A 17,006-nucleotide genomic window follows, 5' to 3' on the forward strand; every position below is an offset into this window, starting at 1 on the left:
CTTCTTTTCACTTTACTTCACATATACGGAGTTCTCACTTATTCATTCCACATCGTGTTTAAAAACATGAGAAACTCATCTTCATTTACAGGTTTACTGTAATAATAGCCCTGAATTAGATAGCATGCATTTTGTTGTAACACTGTTAACTGTCCCTTCGTTTCCACCCCTTCTGCTATCACTTTCATATTTAAAGTATGCGCTAGTGAAATAATGGTTTGTATAATTTCATCTCCATCAGTAGAAGTTTCGATCCTATTAACAAATTCTCTCGGAATTTTCAAAGTATCAATTGGATACAGTGGCAGATACGCTAATGAAGAATAACCTGTACCAAAATCGTCAATTGATAAATGTACACCATATGATTTTAATGCTTTTAACTTCGATAAAGTTTCTTTTTCATCTACCATTGCTATTCGCTCTGTTAATTCCAAATCAATAGAACTAGCAGGTACTCCTATTTCTTCTATGGTCGATATAATTATTTGGACAAAGTCTTTCTGTTCAAACTCTATAGCTGATAAATTTATCCCCATCTTTAGATTTGAATAGCCCGCAGAATGCCATTCTTTCAGCTGTCGACACGCTTTCTGTAATGTCCATTTCCCAATTGAAATAATCTGCGACGTTTCTTCTGCGATAGGTATAAACTCAAAAGGAGAAATCAGCCCGAGCTCTGGATGTTGCCAACGTAGTAAAGCCTCTGAACCAATAACCTTACCTGCCTTACTATCAATCTGTGGTTGATACAATAAAAACAACTCATTATTTTCAATTGCATTTGGTAAATCCTGTTCTAATCGTAATCGACGGGTTATTTTTCGAGATAATGTCTCGTCATACATACAAACAGCATTGTTACCTTTTTCCTTTGCACTATACATAGCAATATCAGCATGTTGTAAAAGTGTAGTAGTATTTATTCCTCCAAACGGATACACTGCTATTCCTATACTAAGAGATAAGTAAAAACTATGCTGATTTACTACAAATGGTTCTTCAGTTATACGAAATAAAGTTTCACACAAATCCAATAGCTGTTGCTCTGTTTGGTTATGGATAATGATCGCAAACTCATCTCCCCCTATTCTTGCTAGAGGAATAGTCGGTGACAGACATGTCCTAAAACGGTTGGCAACTTCTTTTAAAACCCTGTCACCAATCGAATGACCCAGTGTATCATTAATAGTCTTAAAGCGATTCAAATCAATATACAAGAGCCCAAGCTTATCCTGTGTTTTTTGTGCACGCTTAATAGATTTTTCTAATTCTTGCTGGAAGAATATACGATTTCCAATCTCCGTCACCGTATCATGGAATGCAAGATAATTTATCTCATCCTGCTGTTGTTTCATCCTCGTTATGTCTTTTACCATTACATAACTCCCAAAGGTTTGTCCTTCTATCATAATAGGAACTATAGTGACATACCAAAAGAGTATATCCTTCTCATTGTTATTTTTCACACGTAACTGTAACGAAGATGAACTACATCGTTTTCCTTTCTTTATAGCCGATTCCAATTCAGATTTATCCTCATCTAAAAAAATAGAGAAGCACTCTTTCCCTATTAATACAGCACTGTCTTTTCCTAATAACATACTTCCAGCCTGGTTTATATTTAATACGGTACCATTTGAATCAATCGTTAATATAGGATCCGGATGATACTCATATAGTGACTTAAATCTCTCTTGATTTTTTACCAAATCATTAGATTTGTTTATTAAATCCATTGTTCTTTGAGATACTGTTTGTTCTAATTGATTATTAAACACTTTTAATGTTTCAGTTAAATCTTTGTTTTGCATTCGTACGATTGTATGACGAATCAGTACAAATACAAAAGCAATACAATTTCCCATAATCAGTGTAGATGAAGAAGTTTGCTCTTTCAAAGTAAAGCCAATTAAAACTGTAACTGCAAGATAAGGGAAAATGACAAGAATTTTCTTTCCAAATGTCGGATTAATAATAAAATAATTTCTTTTAGAAGATGCATTCTTTGGAATTGTAGCAGCAATAGCGATAAATAATAGGAAAACTCTATACAAACACCTTAATAATATAACTGAACGATCTGATAAATCGTCTTGTAAATAAAAATACAAGTAGTCCGTAATAGCCAATCCGGTTAATACTAGGATAAAAATAAACAATTTACTTTTTGTATTGAAAATAGCTGGTCGAAAGATTAGGGTAACTCCAAGTAATAGAAGCAATAAATCTAAAATCGGAAAAATAAATGAGAGAAAAACATCTCCAATTGATAAAAATAAGATATTTGCAGAAGGTTTATTAAATAGGTACCACTCTAATGTAAAAATAGCAGTAACAACAATACATAAATCACAAAGTAAATACGCTTTCTCCCACTTGTTACATTCCATCATGATTTTATAAAAGAACGCAAAGAGAAAGAAGAATAAGAAAAACAACAAAAATACATCAGAGATATTAAAATTTTGTATTGGCAATTCCACATTAAGTACTTGAAAAGCGGATATGAAATTCCCTATCAAGAAACACCCTATTGCAATAATAATGCAAACCCAGAATACTTCTAACTTAATTTTTCTAGCTAATATAGAATACAGTAATGAGATAAACACAGTAGTTTCAATGACTAAAGATGATAGTCGGATATTAAAATCTGATACGAAATAATGATTCGGAAAAACAAATAAAAATATAAAGCAAAAGCTTATATAAGCTATTAAAGCCAATATCAATACATAAAATTGCACATATGCATGTTTACGCAATGGACTCACCTTCTTGAGTTTTTTCTATACTTTTATTAAAAAATGTCTTGATAGTGGCACAACTCCTACTAATTAAAATGTGTGCCACCTATTATCCATATTATGACCTTTTTAAAAGATTTCTTTCTACATACAACAGTCTTGTTAATTTTTTGTATATGTTTACAATTTTTAATACCGAGGATTCCAAAAAGGATAAGTTGAAAAATGTAGTTTTTTAAGTGTTTGTGCATAGTAAATTTGGATGGTACAACTTAACTACTCTTTAAATATGAGATAGAATATAATCCTCTATTGGATTATATTTAGTTGCTAACTATCACACTTAAAAGAAATGAAAATATACTATCATTAACATGGAAATTCGAATTAATTTACGAAACTAACCGTAACTATTATAGTTACAACCAAGATTGATGTCAATTTCAAATCTCTCCCCTTTTAATGGACAAAAGGCATGAAATATTGAACAATAATACGATATTTATAAAAAGAAGGTAATGTTTTATTTCCTTACTCAAAGAATTATAAATGATTTAGGATTAGGTGAAGCTGATTCTGATATTGCATCTCAAAAAAGAATGTTACTCTAAAAATAGAATTATGAAAGGAATGATGGATGAATAATGATTAACTAATTTAAATTTTAAGTTGAATTTTATAACTTCAAACTACAAAATATAGGGTTAGTCTATCCATTTTTAAAATTCAGTTCATACTTTATTTGTCATGATTCAAATAATTAATAAGTACTTATTAATTATAGACGAAAGACTAATCCTTCCGATTACAAATTGGGGGATTTTTTTATTCCCGTTTTATGTTAGTTGAAACTTATTAATTGTTACATACACCTAACAAATAAAGGAGCGAAAAAAATGAGTACTTCAGACACTATTATTACACATGTAATGCTCTATATAAGTCGTTAATATCCATCAAACTTATATAGAGGAATTAAAAAATGGATGGATGTTCCTCCTTTATATGAAACGTTTCGATATATAAAGGAGGAATTATTATGTCAATGATAAAAGTCCAAGACTTAACTTTTTCATACCCACGTAGCTTTGATACTATTTTTGAAGGTGTAAACTTCCAAATAGATACGGATTGGAAACTGAGATTTATCGGTAGAAACGGACGAGGTAAAACGACATTCTTTAATTTATTGTTAGGGAATTATGAGTATAGTGGGAAAATCCTTGCTTCGGTAGAATTCAATTACTTCCCCTATCCTGTTGCAGATAAGAACAAACTTACTCATGAAATCCTTGAAGAAATTTGTCCCCAAGCAGAAGATTGGGAATTTCTACGTGAAATATTCTATAAAAAGCTCATTTATATATATGGGACGAACCACTAAATTTTATAGATATCTATTCGCGTATGCAGATTGAAGAGCTTATTCAACAATTTAATCCCACAATGGTTATTGTTGAGCATGATAAGGTATTTCAACAAACAGTTGCAACAAAAACTATATCTATGTAGCTCAAAGCGAACACTTGAAAATATAATCAGTACATCGAATTATTAACTGAAAAATACTTTGATAAAATGATGAAAAAGGCCTAATTTCTCTATAATACATTGAGAAATTAGGCCTTTTAATAAGAAAAGTAGGATTCTTAAACATTAAATACAGTTTAACTTTTCAATTCTATTTTCACAGATTCATATATTCTTCTAAAGTCAGGTTTTTCTTATATATATTTTCAGCAATATGTCCTACATAGCGAATATGCCAAGGTTCATATGCATAACCTGTAATACTTTCCTTCCCCTTAGAATAACGAATGATAAATCCTGCACGATGCGCATTTTCTTTCAACCATTTGCCTTCCTTCGTGTTCGCAAACGCTAGCTCTAGTTCATTATTTGCACTTTTAGATGAAACGTCCATCGTTAATCCTGTTTGATGTTCACTATGTCCAGGCTTTGCCGAGAAACGATCCGTATGCTCTTGTCCTTTCTTTTTAACATTGTTGGCATACAGAGTTTTTTGATATTCATAGGAACGAAACCCTGAAACAGCATTCAACTGGATCCCCTCTTGCTTAGCTAGAAGGAATAACTTTTCTAGCGCTTCAGCTGCTTCTTTACGCAGATAACTCTTTTCTACCGTTCCACTAAATGAGAATGGTACATTCGGTACTACTAAATCCTTTGGCTTATAGTCTTCCGGCAATCCATATTCCTTATTTACTACAGCCTGTATACTAGCAAAAGAACTTGCTATCTTATTTGAAGTCCCATTTTGCTTACTATTATTCTCATTATTTATGGAGTTTTCACGAGTTTCATAATTTGTCTTTTCTGGTTCTTTACCAATAGATTGATTGGTGTAAACGATAAAGACACCTAGTATCACAATCATACAAGTGAAAATCCCTACTAATTTAATTCTCATTATTCATTTCCTTCCTAACACGCTTACTGTTTCTCGTTCATCATACTTGAACCATATCAAATCCATATTAATTTGACGTGAACTTTTCTTCATACAGTATTCCTTACTAAAATGACAGTATATCTTCCTATTTCTTTGCCACTCTTAAGATTCCAATATATAAAATCCATTCTATTCCTACATATAGAAAAACAATCTGAAAATTTGTATAATAAGATGAAAAGTGTAGCATTCTATTATAGAAAGGTCTTGGTATGATGCTAGGTATTCATGTAAAAAAAACAAAGGAAGAGTTAATTATTTCATGGCAGTTGGCGAAGGTTACGATTCCATTAGGTGATGTGATTGAGGTTACCGAAGATTCTACCTATGCTGGCGTTGAAGAATCAAATGTAATTCGTATTGGAACAGCATATGGTACAACGGATCGTATTTTAATTAAAACGGTAAAACAAAATTATGTATTATTTACTACGAATAAATTTTCGATTTTAAATGCTATTCACGCTTAAAATCGAATGTCCAAACTGACTCAAACAAAATCCGAGTTAAGTTCAAAAATGAAAGGTCTTCTAATTATTAGAAGACCTTCTTTGTAAAAATGATATAGTTATTATGCGTTTCTACGTTTGATAAATAATACAGTTCCAAGAGCTAATAATAAAAGGCCAACGCCCATTGAGATCCACATGGATAAATCTCCACCTGTAACTGGTAATATTCCTGATTTTAATGTCTTTTCTGCTTTTTGTTGTTCTGGTGTTGGAATGCTTTTATCTGGATGCGGCTGATCTGGTTTTGGTTGATTAGGTTTTGGTTGTTCCGGTTTTACTTCTTTAAATTTCACTGTTTGCCCCTTATCTTCGATGTCAACATGTATAGCTACCAAGACATTATCTTGATACAATTCTTCAAACACTACCACTTCTTTACCTTGTAACGCAGAAGCATTAAATGTGAAATCTAGTGTGATAGAACCATTTTTTTCTTTTGCTGTAAATTTAGATTCTACTGTTACTTCTTTACCATCAACTACTAATGGTTTTTTTGTTGCTTTATCCATTAGTTTGCCTTTTACAACGTACTCTTTACCTACGATTAAGTCTTTGTATTCCACTTTATCTTGGATTGTTACAGATTTAGAAGCATCTAACTCTTTAGAACCATCAGCTTTGTTTGTAGCTGTCGTTTTAATAGAAGGCTCTACAAATCGAACTGTTTGACCTACATCGTTAATGTCAGCGTGAGTTGCTATTACTTGACCTTCATGTAACAAGTCTTCAAACACGACTACTTCTCTTCCTTGCTGCTCAGCACCAACGAAAGTAAAGTCTAATGTTACAAAACCATTCTTTTCTTTTGCAATAAATTTAGTCTCAGCTGTTACTTCTTTACCACCAATTAATAATGGTTCGTTAATAGCTTTGTTCATTAATTTTCCTTTTACAGTGTACTCTTTACCAACAACTAAGTTAGTATACTCCACTTTATCTTGGATAGTGATAGCATCCTTTGCATGAATCTCTTTTCCACCATCAGCTTTGTTTGTAGCTGTTGTTTTTACTAATGGCTTAACGAACTTAACTGTTTGACCTTTATCATTGATATCAGTATGTGTCGTAACAACTTTTCCGTCTTTCAGTAACTCTTCGAATACTACTACTTCCTTTTCTTCTAAACCAGTTGCATCAAAAGTGAAATCTAGTGTGATAGATCCGTTTGCTTCTTTTGATGTAAACTTAGTTTCAGCAGTTACTTCTTTACCATTTACAACTAATGGTTTATTAGTCTTTTTATCCATTAATTTACCTTTTAAAGTGTACTCTTTACCTACTTGTAGGTCTTTGTATTCCACTTTATCTTGGATTGTTACAGACTTAGAAGTGTGCATTTCTTTTGTGTCATCTGTTTTATCAGTAGCTGTTGTTTTTATTGAAGGAATCTTTTCATCTTTGACAATATGTTTAATGATTTGACCATTCTCTTTGATCTCAAAAGAGAACGTTTCTTCATTCAATACATAACCTTTTGGTGCAACAGTTTCTTTATATGTGTATTTTCCAAATGGTAACTTTTCAAACTTCGCGATACCTTTATCGTCTGTTTTTCCTTTTACTACTTCTTTTCCTGCTTCATTATAAATAGTAAACTCTGCATTTGGAAGTTTGTTGTTTCCATCAGCTACATCAACTTTTGTAATTTCTAGATCACCTTTGATAAGATGATTAACTGCTAATAACTCAATAATTTTCCCATGTTCCTTTATTTCGAACACAATTGGTTCTTTAATAAGAACATAACCATTTGGAGAAGCCTTTTCTACAAATGAATATTTACCATATGCTAAATTTTTGACGTTAACTTCACCATTTTTATCTGTCTTATATTCACCAATAACTTTCCCACTTGCATCTTTTAACTCGAATACTGCATCTTCTAATTTTTTGCTGATATCTTCATTATCTACTTTAAGTAATTTTACACTACCTTTTACTTCGGTATTTTCCACTGTAAAAGTAAGTGTTTTATTGTGCTCTTTAATTTCAAAAGGATACTTTGTTTTATTTTCAATATATCCATTAAGTGTTTTTGTCTCTAAGAAATAATACTTACCATACGTAAGACCTTCAACGTTTGCAATTCCATTTTCTTTTGTTACTACTTTTTTCACTTCTTTTCCATCTTCAGTGAAGACTGTGAATTCAACATTTGGTAAAACCTTTCCTGAATCACTAAGTTTTTTAATTTCGATGTTACCTTTTACTTTATTGTTTACTACTTGAACAGCTCCTGTTTCCCCTGTTTTAACTTCAATAGTTTGTGGTTTATCACCTGAAACATAACCTGTTGGTGCTTTAATTTCTTTTACTGTATATGTACCAATTTGTAGGTTATTTAATTCTGCAGTACCATCAGCACCAGTCGTGATTTTTCCAACTGATTCATTATTTGCATTAAAGACTTCAAATACTGCACCAGCTAGAACTTCCCCATTTTCTCCAACCTTTTTAATTTTTAAAGAACCAGTTGCTTCCCAATTTACTGCAAGATCACCACTAAGCTTTTCTTCATTTCTTTCTAATAATACTGTAGCATTCTGAACAGTATCTGTGCCGCGGTAAGCAATTGCTTGAACTTTAGTTAAATTAGCAGCAACACTTAAATTAAATTCACCTGTTTTTGTGTTCTTAGGAATTTGGATACGGAATTTTTCCCCAACTGAAAGCTGATCTCTCACTTCACCATTTTCACTAACAATTTTAACTCCATTAGGGGCATTTTTCGCTACTACCTTATAAGAACCACTCTTAGCATTTGTTTGCACTGTGTATAGGTTTGTTTCAAAGAACTCACCCTTTAATTCTGCTTTTTGCTTTTCAGCAGGAATCACATTCATAAAAATATCTTGCGTCTCTTCACTATTATTAGCATTACTAATAATAGCCTTAGCTGCTTTTTCAACATTTTTATTCTCATGTTTTAATTCATTTACATCAAGTTGTCCTAATGCATTCCAGACCGCAAGCTGAGTTGCATAATGCGCTTCATTTTTATTAGCTACTCCCAGCTGTTCAGTACTTTTTTGTGGGAAACCATTTAATAAGACCTTATATACTACATTATCTGTTTTCCCCATTTCAGGAAGATCTTCACCATTTGGTGATTTTAATCCAAGAGTTAAGCAATAAGCAATTTGACCACTTGAATTTTTAATAATTTCAGTTCGAATGTACTTACCTAGACTATTACTATAACTCCAGTCCATTGAATATTTTTCATGCGTCATAACTTCTGCACTAGCCCTTGGTAAAAACACATTAAGGAATAATGCCAGTACTGATAATAATGTAAAAACTCTTATAATAACTCTCTTACTCAATTCTGTAACCTCCCTAAAATAAATTTATCTGAGTATATATCGCAATATCTAAAACATTCACGAGCAACCCGATTATCATTATAAAACAACAAATTACAAATATTAAACAAAATTAGCTAAATAGTCATAAAATTTACACATTTTGATATTTTTCAAGTTTTTAAATGAGTTTACTATATACAGATTCCAAAACACGACTGCAATTAACCAGATAAATATGTATGTTAAATATGTAACTAGTAGTTCTTTTGTTCAAGTTAGTAATCTTCTATTTTATCCAGCCATTACTGTAAGAAAATCCACCCAATTGCTTTTACCTAATAAATAAAAAAAGGCATCAAAAGTTTCGCTTTGTAATCATATATTTTGGCATATTTAATTATCTTTAAAAGAGGCCACTATTTAAATTACTAGTTTACTTCTTTCCATTTTATTTATAAATATGTACAATTTGTTCAACAAAAAAAGTTCCCTATTTTATATGAGGAAACTTTTTACGTAGTATGAACCTAAAAACCTAAAATCCCTATAATCTGGCGGGCCTTAGCATTATCAATATAATAATGCATCTCTAATCCTCGTCTTTCTGCACGGAGTACGGTTCCCTTTAATTTTGATAGATGCTGTGAAACAGTGGATTGCGGGAGTTTTAATATTTTCGTTAACTGTGTAACATTACACATTTTATGGTGCATTAATTCATTTACAATTTGTAATCGAACGGGATGTGCCATTACCTTTAATACATCTACATCTTCTTCACTGATTTTAACTCGATTTCTATTAGATAGTAATGTTGTCATTTCACATTCTCCTTTATTATTTATTTCTATTTTCCTATTATCCTTATAAGTAGTACTTATAGATGATTACCATTTGTCCTGTTGAGAAAATATATTCTCTTTATTAAATAAAAAAAAGACCCCTATCCTGAAAAACAGTAATTACTACTTCAATGAATTAATGTCCTCTAATTTTCAGCCAAACTATATTTTAGAAAGATTATTTCATAGTCTATTACATGATTTTGAGCAAGGTTTAACATACTTTGTTAAGCGAAAAATCTATAAGAAATCTTCCTTCATTTCGCCTTATACAACTTATACTATTTATTTCTCAACACAAATAAACGAAATTAAATTCCCAATAACGATACCTTCAGCTGTTAATTCTCATTCCTTTGTGAAAGTCCCTCTCTTTAATAACAGGGACTTTTAACTTTCCCCAATTAAAAAATAGCCTTTTCATTTCATTTTCTTGTTACCTCGAATAATCTGTACCCCTCTTTTAATCTATTAATTCCTTATTACACTCCTCCATTTAGATATAAGGGGAACTTCTCATTCAAAGAATAAATTATGCAACATTGCATTTGATAATCATTTTCATTGTAACTATAATGATTACAGGGTTACTATTAATCCAAATATTCTACATGGAGGTTTTATTATGTTCAAAAAAATTATTGTATCTTCTATGGCGCTTACTATGTTCGGTGGAGCTACAACTATGCTAGAGGCACCTACTGCTCAAGCAGCTTCTTATAACTCAACATCATCCTCTTACTTTGATGTCACTCCTGAAGAGGTCGCGGCTTTCTATCAATCTCAAGACTATAAAAAATTAAAAGTATTTATGGATGACTTTGAAGCTAGAAATCCTTATACTCCTGGTGGGGGCTACGCTCAAGGTAGTGTACGTATGCAAAAATTCAACGATGCTCTTAGAAATGCTAAATTAACAAATGTCTACCAAGAATTTATTAGAATCTCATACTACAATCATTATCCAGAACCAAAATAATAACAACGAATAAAATATTTATTATTTCTATAACTTAGCCTAATTTTAAATGTATAGCCTAAAAATAATGATTAGAAACCACTCCTATAAGAGTGGTTTTTCTATTTCCCAATATAATTTAGCTGCATGTTAAGTCACCTTTATTTTGAAATCTTTCATAATGGACATTCTCTCGTTTACACAAACTAGTAGATTAGCGAAGAAAATATCAAAATGTCTTTATAAGTGGTTGGAAGTAATTCTTTTCTGTTTCATAACAAAAAACGAGCACCCTCTCACAATTACATAAGGATGCTCGTTTTTACTTTTATGGGGGACTCTCGGGTCAATATCATCTCTTTCCAGAAAGTAAAAATCAAATCAGCTCATAAACAAGGTTTTTTAAATTTAATTCATAGATCTTACTGCAACTTGGAATTGTCCCTTAGAACCATCATCATTTGAAACGTAAATTTTATATGCTCCAATCGGTAATGGAGATAAAGCATTCCGTACATTTGTAACATTAATTTGTTGTTCTCCAGGCCTTATATAACCACCAGCAATTAACTCCGTATTTGGGCCTTTTACACTATACCCCATTGTATTTTGGCCATTATTTTTCATAAAGAAGCTTAAATCAGTACTCCCATTATATACAAAAGAAGTGACAGCCTCTCCACTATAATCCATTGTTTGAGTTAATAATATGTCTGCAGGAACGTGTTCAACTATATTAATTGCATCATTCGTTTTGTGCACTTCTTCAGCATAAGTATTATTCCCTAACACACCAAGTGTTAATGCCGAAATCACTCCACAACTAAGCATTAGTTTATTTAACTTCATTTTAAGTTCCCCCTTGATGTTTGTATTCTATTACCATCATACATTCTTTTTTAAGTGCGTTTTTATGTAATAATTCATATCCTTAAATATATATATAATAACTTTACGTATTAACATTTATTGAGTAACTCACATAGATAAAGCTACAGTATTATGTTTTATAAAAAAGAACATGTTAATTTCAAAGGTTTTTTCACACAAAATGTATACGATTCATTACAACAATACTCGAGTGAACAGTGTTTTCATTTCAGATAAATTATATGAATAAAAAAATTTAAAATTTTCACTTTGTAATTCGGTAAATTCCATGTTAATATAACGAAAGCTACAAAACAATGGTCGTCATATATATTATTTTCACAGAATATTCACACTCATAAACCCATTATTTTACCAGTAATTCAATCCCAATTTTACCTATACAAAAGTTAGTTTCTAATTTCATATGTACATAAATTCAAGTAGATTTTTTATCTATTATTTTTTCTATCTTCCTCATCAATTCTAATACGAGTAATATAATAACATTTTTTCAAGTACCCTTCCTTTTTTAGATAGAAAGTCTACTAATACTAAACATCTAGGTCCAACTTATACATAATACTACTTACAAACTATCGGAGATGCAAAACTATGGGAATTTCTACTCTCTTATTAAATACCTTTATTATAATAATTTGTATCCTTAGCTATCACGTATTTTGGCTAGAATTTAAAGAAAAAATAACATGTAATAATATGTTAATTTCTACTCTCTCCTCTATTGCTATTATTTTTTGTATGACTTTTCCTTTTCATTTACATGCTGGCTTTATTTATGATTTACGTTTTATTCCTATCATATTAGTTTTTCTGTATGGAAATACAAAAAACATTGTTCTTATAGGAATTTTATATCTTTCTTATCGCTTTTACTTAGGTGGAAATGGCGTTCTTCCATCATTTATTATCTTTACAATTATTTCTGGTATAACAATGCTCTTCCGTTACTTATTACCTATGCATTTTAAAGAAAAAAAGATATTATTAAGCTTACTCCTTATTTTAGTATGTACAGCTTCACTTTCTATCTGCGGTATTGTAACTCAAATAAATACAGGAGGTAAAATAGACGCTACTCTCATAGAATTTTTATTAAATTATATAATCATTAATATTTTCACATTATTATTATCAGTTTATTTAATAGAGGGAATGATTGAGAAATATAAAATGAAAGAAAAACTGCAACGGGCTGAAAAATTTTATATAGCTAGCGAACTAGCGGCGTCAATTGCACACGAAATCCACAATCCACTAACCACGGTACATGGATTCACTCAATTATTAAATGAAAAACATGCCTCTAAGCTATCTCAGGATCAGTACTTAGAAATCATGTTAATTGAAATGCAGCAAATACAATCTACTATCAATAACTATTTATCTTTAACCAAACCACAGAATACCCTAAAAGAGAAAATAGATATTAATTACATTTTAAATCAGGTGAAAGACACTATTTCACCACTTGCTCTATCATACAAAGTTGAAATAAAACAAAATAGTACAGATTCCTTTTATATAAATGGGGATCCCGAAAAATTCAGACTCTGTCTAAACAACATCATACAAAATGGAATTGAGGCTATGAAAAATGGTGGAGTTTTACAAATAAATATACAAAAAATAAAAGGAAATATTATAATTAACATTATTGATTCAGGTATTGGAATGTCATCTCAACAAATAAAACGAATTGCTTTGCCGTTTTATTCAACAACAGAAAAAGGGACTGGACTTGGTACTATGATTGCTTACAGTATTATTAAAGAATTAAACGGAGATATAGAGATAGAGAGTGAATTAGGTAAAGGGACACGCTTTTCTATTAGTATCCCCTGCTAATGTAATGAAAGTTATTTAGATAATAAAAATTTTCTACTTAACTTTTTAAATAAATGAATTTTAAAAATTCCGCTACCTTACGTATCAATTATCTTACTTTCAAATAATAAGGATCAGAGTTTATCTGTAAAAATAGATAAACTCTGATCCTTTAATTAAACGTACTTAAAATTCACTACTTTTCTTACATTTTGATGAACTAATAATTTATCGATTTCATCTCATTTACTGTTCAAATCTGTTTAATTTAAATATAAGATCTCTCGACACTTAATTTGTTAATGTCATTAGAGTCATTGTCTACAGTTGTTTTTTCATTAAAAGCATAGATCTTTTTGCTATTCATCGAAAAAAACAAATTCCCTTTTACTACTTCACTTCTACCGTATAATTCCCTGTTCCCCCACCATACTGATACACATGTAAATAATATTTCCCTGGATACGTATAGTAGCTACCTACTAGTTGATTTCCTTGTTGCTGGGCATACGTAACATAATTATTTAAATCTGCTTCTGAATAAAGAACCCAGTTTACTCCAATATTATTTTCTTTCGTTACATTGATTTGAAGGTTTTTAGCTGTTTCTACATTTATTTCAAAGAAATCACTTGTATCACCATTTCCTAAACTAGCACGTAAAATTTGATTCAACTGCAGTTTATTTGCTGTTTGGAATGAATTGTTTGGCTCTTTTTCTACACTGTTATCTTCTTTCTTTTTAACTGTCACACTCGTTGTAGCAGTATTAGTTGCTCCTTTATCGTCTGTTACTGTTAATTTCGCTGTATATGTTCCTTCTTTTGTATAAATGTGCGTTGAGTTTTGTTCATTACTTACAGTACCGTCTCCAAACTCCCATTTATAAGAAGCGATTTTTCCATCTTCATCTTTTGATCCATCGCTTTTAAAAGAGATTGCTTCGTTCACATTTCCGCTATACGGACCATTTATAACTGCGACCGGCGCTTTATTCACAGCTCCTTCTTCTGTATTCATACCATGGAACACAACGTCATACTCAAATTGTCCTGATGCATTCACACGATAATTCACAAAATAAGCTGTTACTGTTTTATAGCCTGTCCATTCTTTTGCACTTAAACGTTTTAACGTATCATTCACCTTTTGTGTAATTGTTTTCCAGTCTTCATATTCTCCTTTTGCAGCAGTACCTGTATATGTTCCTTGTAGTGTAAATGTATTAAAGAACTGTGATTTATGTTTCTTTACAGATACATTTTTTACATTTGCTTCCGCCGTAATTTCTGCTGCAATATCTGAAACTGGTTTCGGTGCGTGCGTTGCTAAATAATCGTCTGATACTAACGGAACATTATATTTATCACGATTATCAACTAACATTTGCATATAGTCTTGATACTCTTTATTTAAATTCGCATCTTTACTTAACGCAGAGCGATATGCATCATATGCTGTAACATCATTTTTCCTAATAAGGTCATGAACTTTATCAAATATATCATACCTCTTATTGTACATGTACGATTGTAAAGCGAAGGAATAATTATAGAAATCCCACGTTCCATACTTTGCATTTAACGTTCGCTCGGCCGTATAACGCTCTGCTGGATTTGAAGATAATCCTCCTATAATGCTTTTTCTCGGTACAACATTATCCGTTCTCGTTGCTCCTGCAAAAAATTCAGCATTTCCTTCTTCAAACCAAGATAATCTTTCATTTTCATACATCTTACCTTGTCCCCATAGTCCTGGCACTTCATATCTACCTTGTAAATAATGCGTGAACTCATGTCGAAATAACTCTTCTAAACTATAAATACTTTCTTGTGGTGTACGTTCATAAGTAAAGAATGTACCTGTTCCTTCTATATAAAGACCACCATTATTCGTTTCATACCCGTACAATTGACGATTAAATTGATATTCTGCTGGACTATTATAAATAACCATCGTCAATACATCATCTGGATTCCCTTTTTCTAATGGCTGGTCACTTTCAACGGTACGATGGAATTGTGCCTTCACTTCTTTCGCTGCCCAATATAGACGTTTTACTTTTTCCTCAGTCACTTTATCTCCAGCTTTTAAAACAATTGCACCATCATCAAACGTATACGTTTTCGGTAAATATTTTTTCTTACCATCTTCTCGTATTTGATCTAAATTAACCATATTTCCATTTGCATCTTTTCCGCCATAATTTGTCGCGATTTGCTCAGCTGCTACGAAATATTGCTCCCCTAAGTACGGGTATATGTTCATCGCATCTGTTACAACTTGTAACCCTTTCGTCCCTGTACTATGGAACGTACCGAGTCTACCTGTATAATAAATGCCATTGTTAATAAGCCATCCGTTTTTCGCTGTAATCGTTCCCATTAATGCAAAACGACTTAGCTCATTAATATAACTATCTATTTTCTGATACCATACTGTATCTTTCGGTACTTTTCTCGTATCGTACAAATATGATTGAATATCGTAATCCACACCTTGCATAATATCGTAAATCGCATTTCCAGCTGAAAGATTATCTACCAATGTAGAAAAACTATCATTATATTGTTTAAAAATCTTCGCAGCCGATGTTATCGTTTCCACATCACTCGAAGCGTTTCCTATTAATTTTCCGTATGATGATACAACTCTATTTTGTTCTAATGTACCGAGCTTAAAATTCGGGTTGCTCGCAATCGTTTTTAATGCAGGTAAGCATTTATCATGATAGCTTCGTTCATTCAGTTTACTTAATTCTGTATTATAAAATCCTAAATAAAACCCAGATCGCAATACCTCTACTAATGTCTCAATCCCTTTTGAATCATCTTGCGTATAAGTTTGCCCTTGCTGCTTCAATTTATCAATAATCGCCTGCATCCTACTATCATTTTGATAGAATGCTAGACTGTCTTTATTAAACTGAAATAGCCCCGTAATTTGCTCCCAGTCGATTGTTACAAGTAAATCTACTAATTGCTGATTGCTTAATTGATTTAATTCAGCAATTGTATAAGTTTTCGCTACAGCTAATTGTTTACTTTCTTTTTTTACTTCTGGCGGTCTTTGCGATAAATCAGCAAATTGTAGCCTTTTCTCAAAAGACTTATTTTCTAGCACTTTTGATGAATGAGCTAATTCTTGCACTGGCAATTGTACACCAACTGGCTCCATTTTGAGCACATTTCGATAAGAAACTTTCTCTTCCTTAGTATTTTCCGCCGATATGCTCCCTTGAAAACTCCCTAACAGTAAACTAGCAAAACTTACCCCTACTAAAACTTTTTTTGAATAGCCTTTCATACTCTCCCCTACCTTACATTTTTTAGTGTCCTACATTAATATCTTACTATTCTGACTATTCATTCTGTATTGAGAAAATATAAGGTAACGTTCACATATGTATCCATTCATAGCAAAATTAACGCTTGACTCTCCATGC

10 protein-coding genes are annotated in these 17,006 nt (G+C 31.5%); 4 read left to right on the plus strand and 6 right to left on the minus strand.

Annotated elements, in window-relative coordinates; translation table 11 throughout:
- Positions 1 to 38: 38 nt before the first annotated feature.
- Positions 39 to 2,768: a sensor domain-containing protein gene (locus G9F74_RS07160; RefSeq protein WP_016108871.1), complete on the minus strand. Its 2,730-nt coding sequence runs from the start codon at positions 2,766 to 2,768 to the stop codon at positions 39 to 41.
- Positions 2,769 to 3,789: 1,021 nt separating this feature from the next.
- Between G9F74_RS07160 and G9F74_RS07165 the strand changes: the two genes are divergently transcribed.
- The gene (locus tag G9F74_RS07165) at positions 3,790 to 4,134 is read left to right on the plus strand and encodes an ATP-binding cassette domain-containing protein (RefSeq protein ID WP_016108872.1); all 345 of its coding nucleotides are present in this window, start codon (positions 3,790 to 3,792) and stop codon (positions 4,132 to 4,134) included.
- A 303-nt stretch (positions 4,135 to 4,437) separates the two neighbouring features.
- Here the strand turns inward: G9F74_RS07165 and G9F74_RS07170 are convergent, their stop codons facing one another.
- Positions 4,438 to 5,181, minus strand: a complete 744-nt coding sequence (locus tag G9F74_RS07170; protein WP_001220647.1) for a M15 family metallopeptidase — start codon at positions 5,179 to 5,181, stop codon at positions 4,438 to 4,440.
- Positions 5,182 to 5,438: 257 nt separating this feature from the next.
- Between G9F74_RS07170 and G9F74_RS07175 the strand changes: the two genes are divergently transcribed.
- Positions 5,439 to 5,693, plus strand: coding sequence for a SunI/YnzG family protein (locus G9F74_RS07175; protein ID WP_002093492.1), 255 nt, complete (start codon positions 5,439 to 5,441; stop codon positions 5,691 to 5,693).
- Between the two features lie 101 nt (positions 5,694 to 5,794).
- Here the strand turns inward: G9F74_RS07175 and G9F74_RS07180 are convergent, their stop codons facing one another.
- Both G9F74_RS07180 and G9F74_RS07185 read right to left on the minus strand, forming a co-directional pair.
- Positions 5,795 to 9,061: a VaFE repeat-containing surface-anchored protein gene (locus G9F74_RS07180; RefSeq protein ID WP_016108873.1), complete on the minus strand. Its 3,267-nt coding sequence runs from the start codon at positions 9,059 to 9,061 to the stop codon at positions 5,795 to 5,797.
- 509 nt (positions 9,062 to 9,570) lie between these two features.
- The gene (locus tag G9F74_RS07185) at positions 9,571 to 9,864 is read right to left on the minus strand and encodes an ArsR/SmtB family transcription factor (protein WP_000209596.1); all 294 of its coding nucleotides are present in this window, start codon (positions 9,862 to 9,864) and stop codon (positions 9,571 to 9,573) included.
- A gap of 646 nt (positions 9,865 to 10,510) precedes the next feature.
- Here G9F74_RS07185 and G9F74_RS07190 point away from each other — a divergent pair.
- Positions 10,511 to 10,864, plus strand: a complete 354-nt coding sequence (locus tag G9F74_RS07190) for a hypothetical protein (protein ID WP_016108874.1) — start codon at positions 10,511 to 10,513, stop codon at positions 10,862 to 10,864.
- 387 nt (positions 10,865 to 11,251) lie between these two features.
- Here the strand turns inward: G9F74_RS07190 and G9F74_RS07195 are convergent, their stop codons facing one another.
- Positions 11,252 to 11,692, minus strand: a complete 441-nt coding sequence (locus tag G9F74_RS07195) for a hypothetical protein (RefSeq protein WP_016108875.1) — start codon at positions 11,690 to 11,692, stop codon at positions 11,252 to 11,254.
- Positions 11,693 to 12,328: 636 nt separating this feature from the next.
- Between G9F74_RS07195 and G9F74_RS07200 the strand changes: the two genes are divergently transcribed.
- Positions 12,329 to 13,582, plus strand: a complete 1,254-nt coding sequence (locus G9F74_RS07200; protein WP_000513020.1) for a sensor histidine kinase — start codon at positions 12,329 to 12,331, stop codon at positions 13,580 to 13,582.
- Positions 13,583 to 13,951: 369 nt separating this feature from the next.
- On the opposite strand, the gene colA is transcribed toward G9F74_RS07200, so the two are convergent.
- Positions 13,952 to 16,867: a collagenase ColA gene (gene colA, locus G9F74_RS07205; RefSeq protein ID WP_016108876.1), complete on the minus strand. Its 2,916-nt coding sequence runs from the start codon at positions 16,865 to 16,867 to the stop codon at positions 13,952 to 13,954.
- Positions 16,868 to 17,006: the final 139 nt, after the last annotated feature.

Source organism: Bacillus sp. EKM202B, from assembly GCF_011066025.1.
Lineage (GTDB): Bacteria > Bacillota > Bacilli > Bacillales > Bacillaceae_G > Bacillus_A > Bacillus_A toyonensis.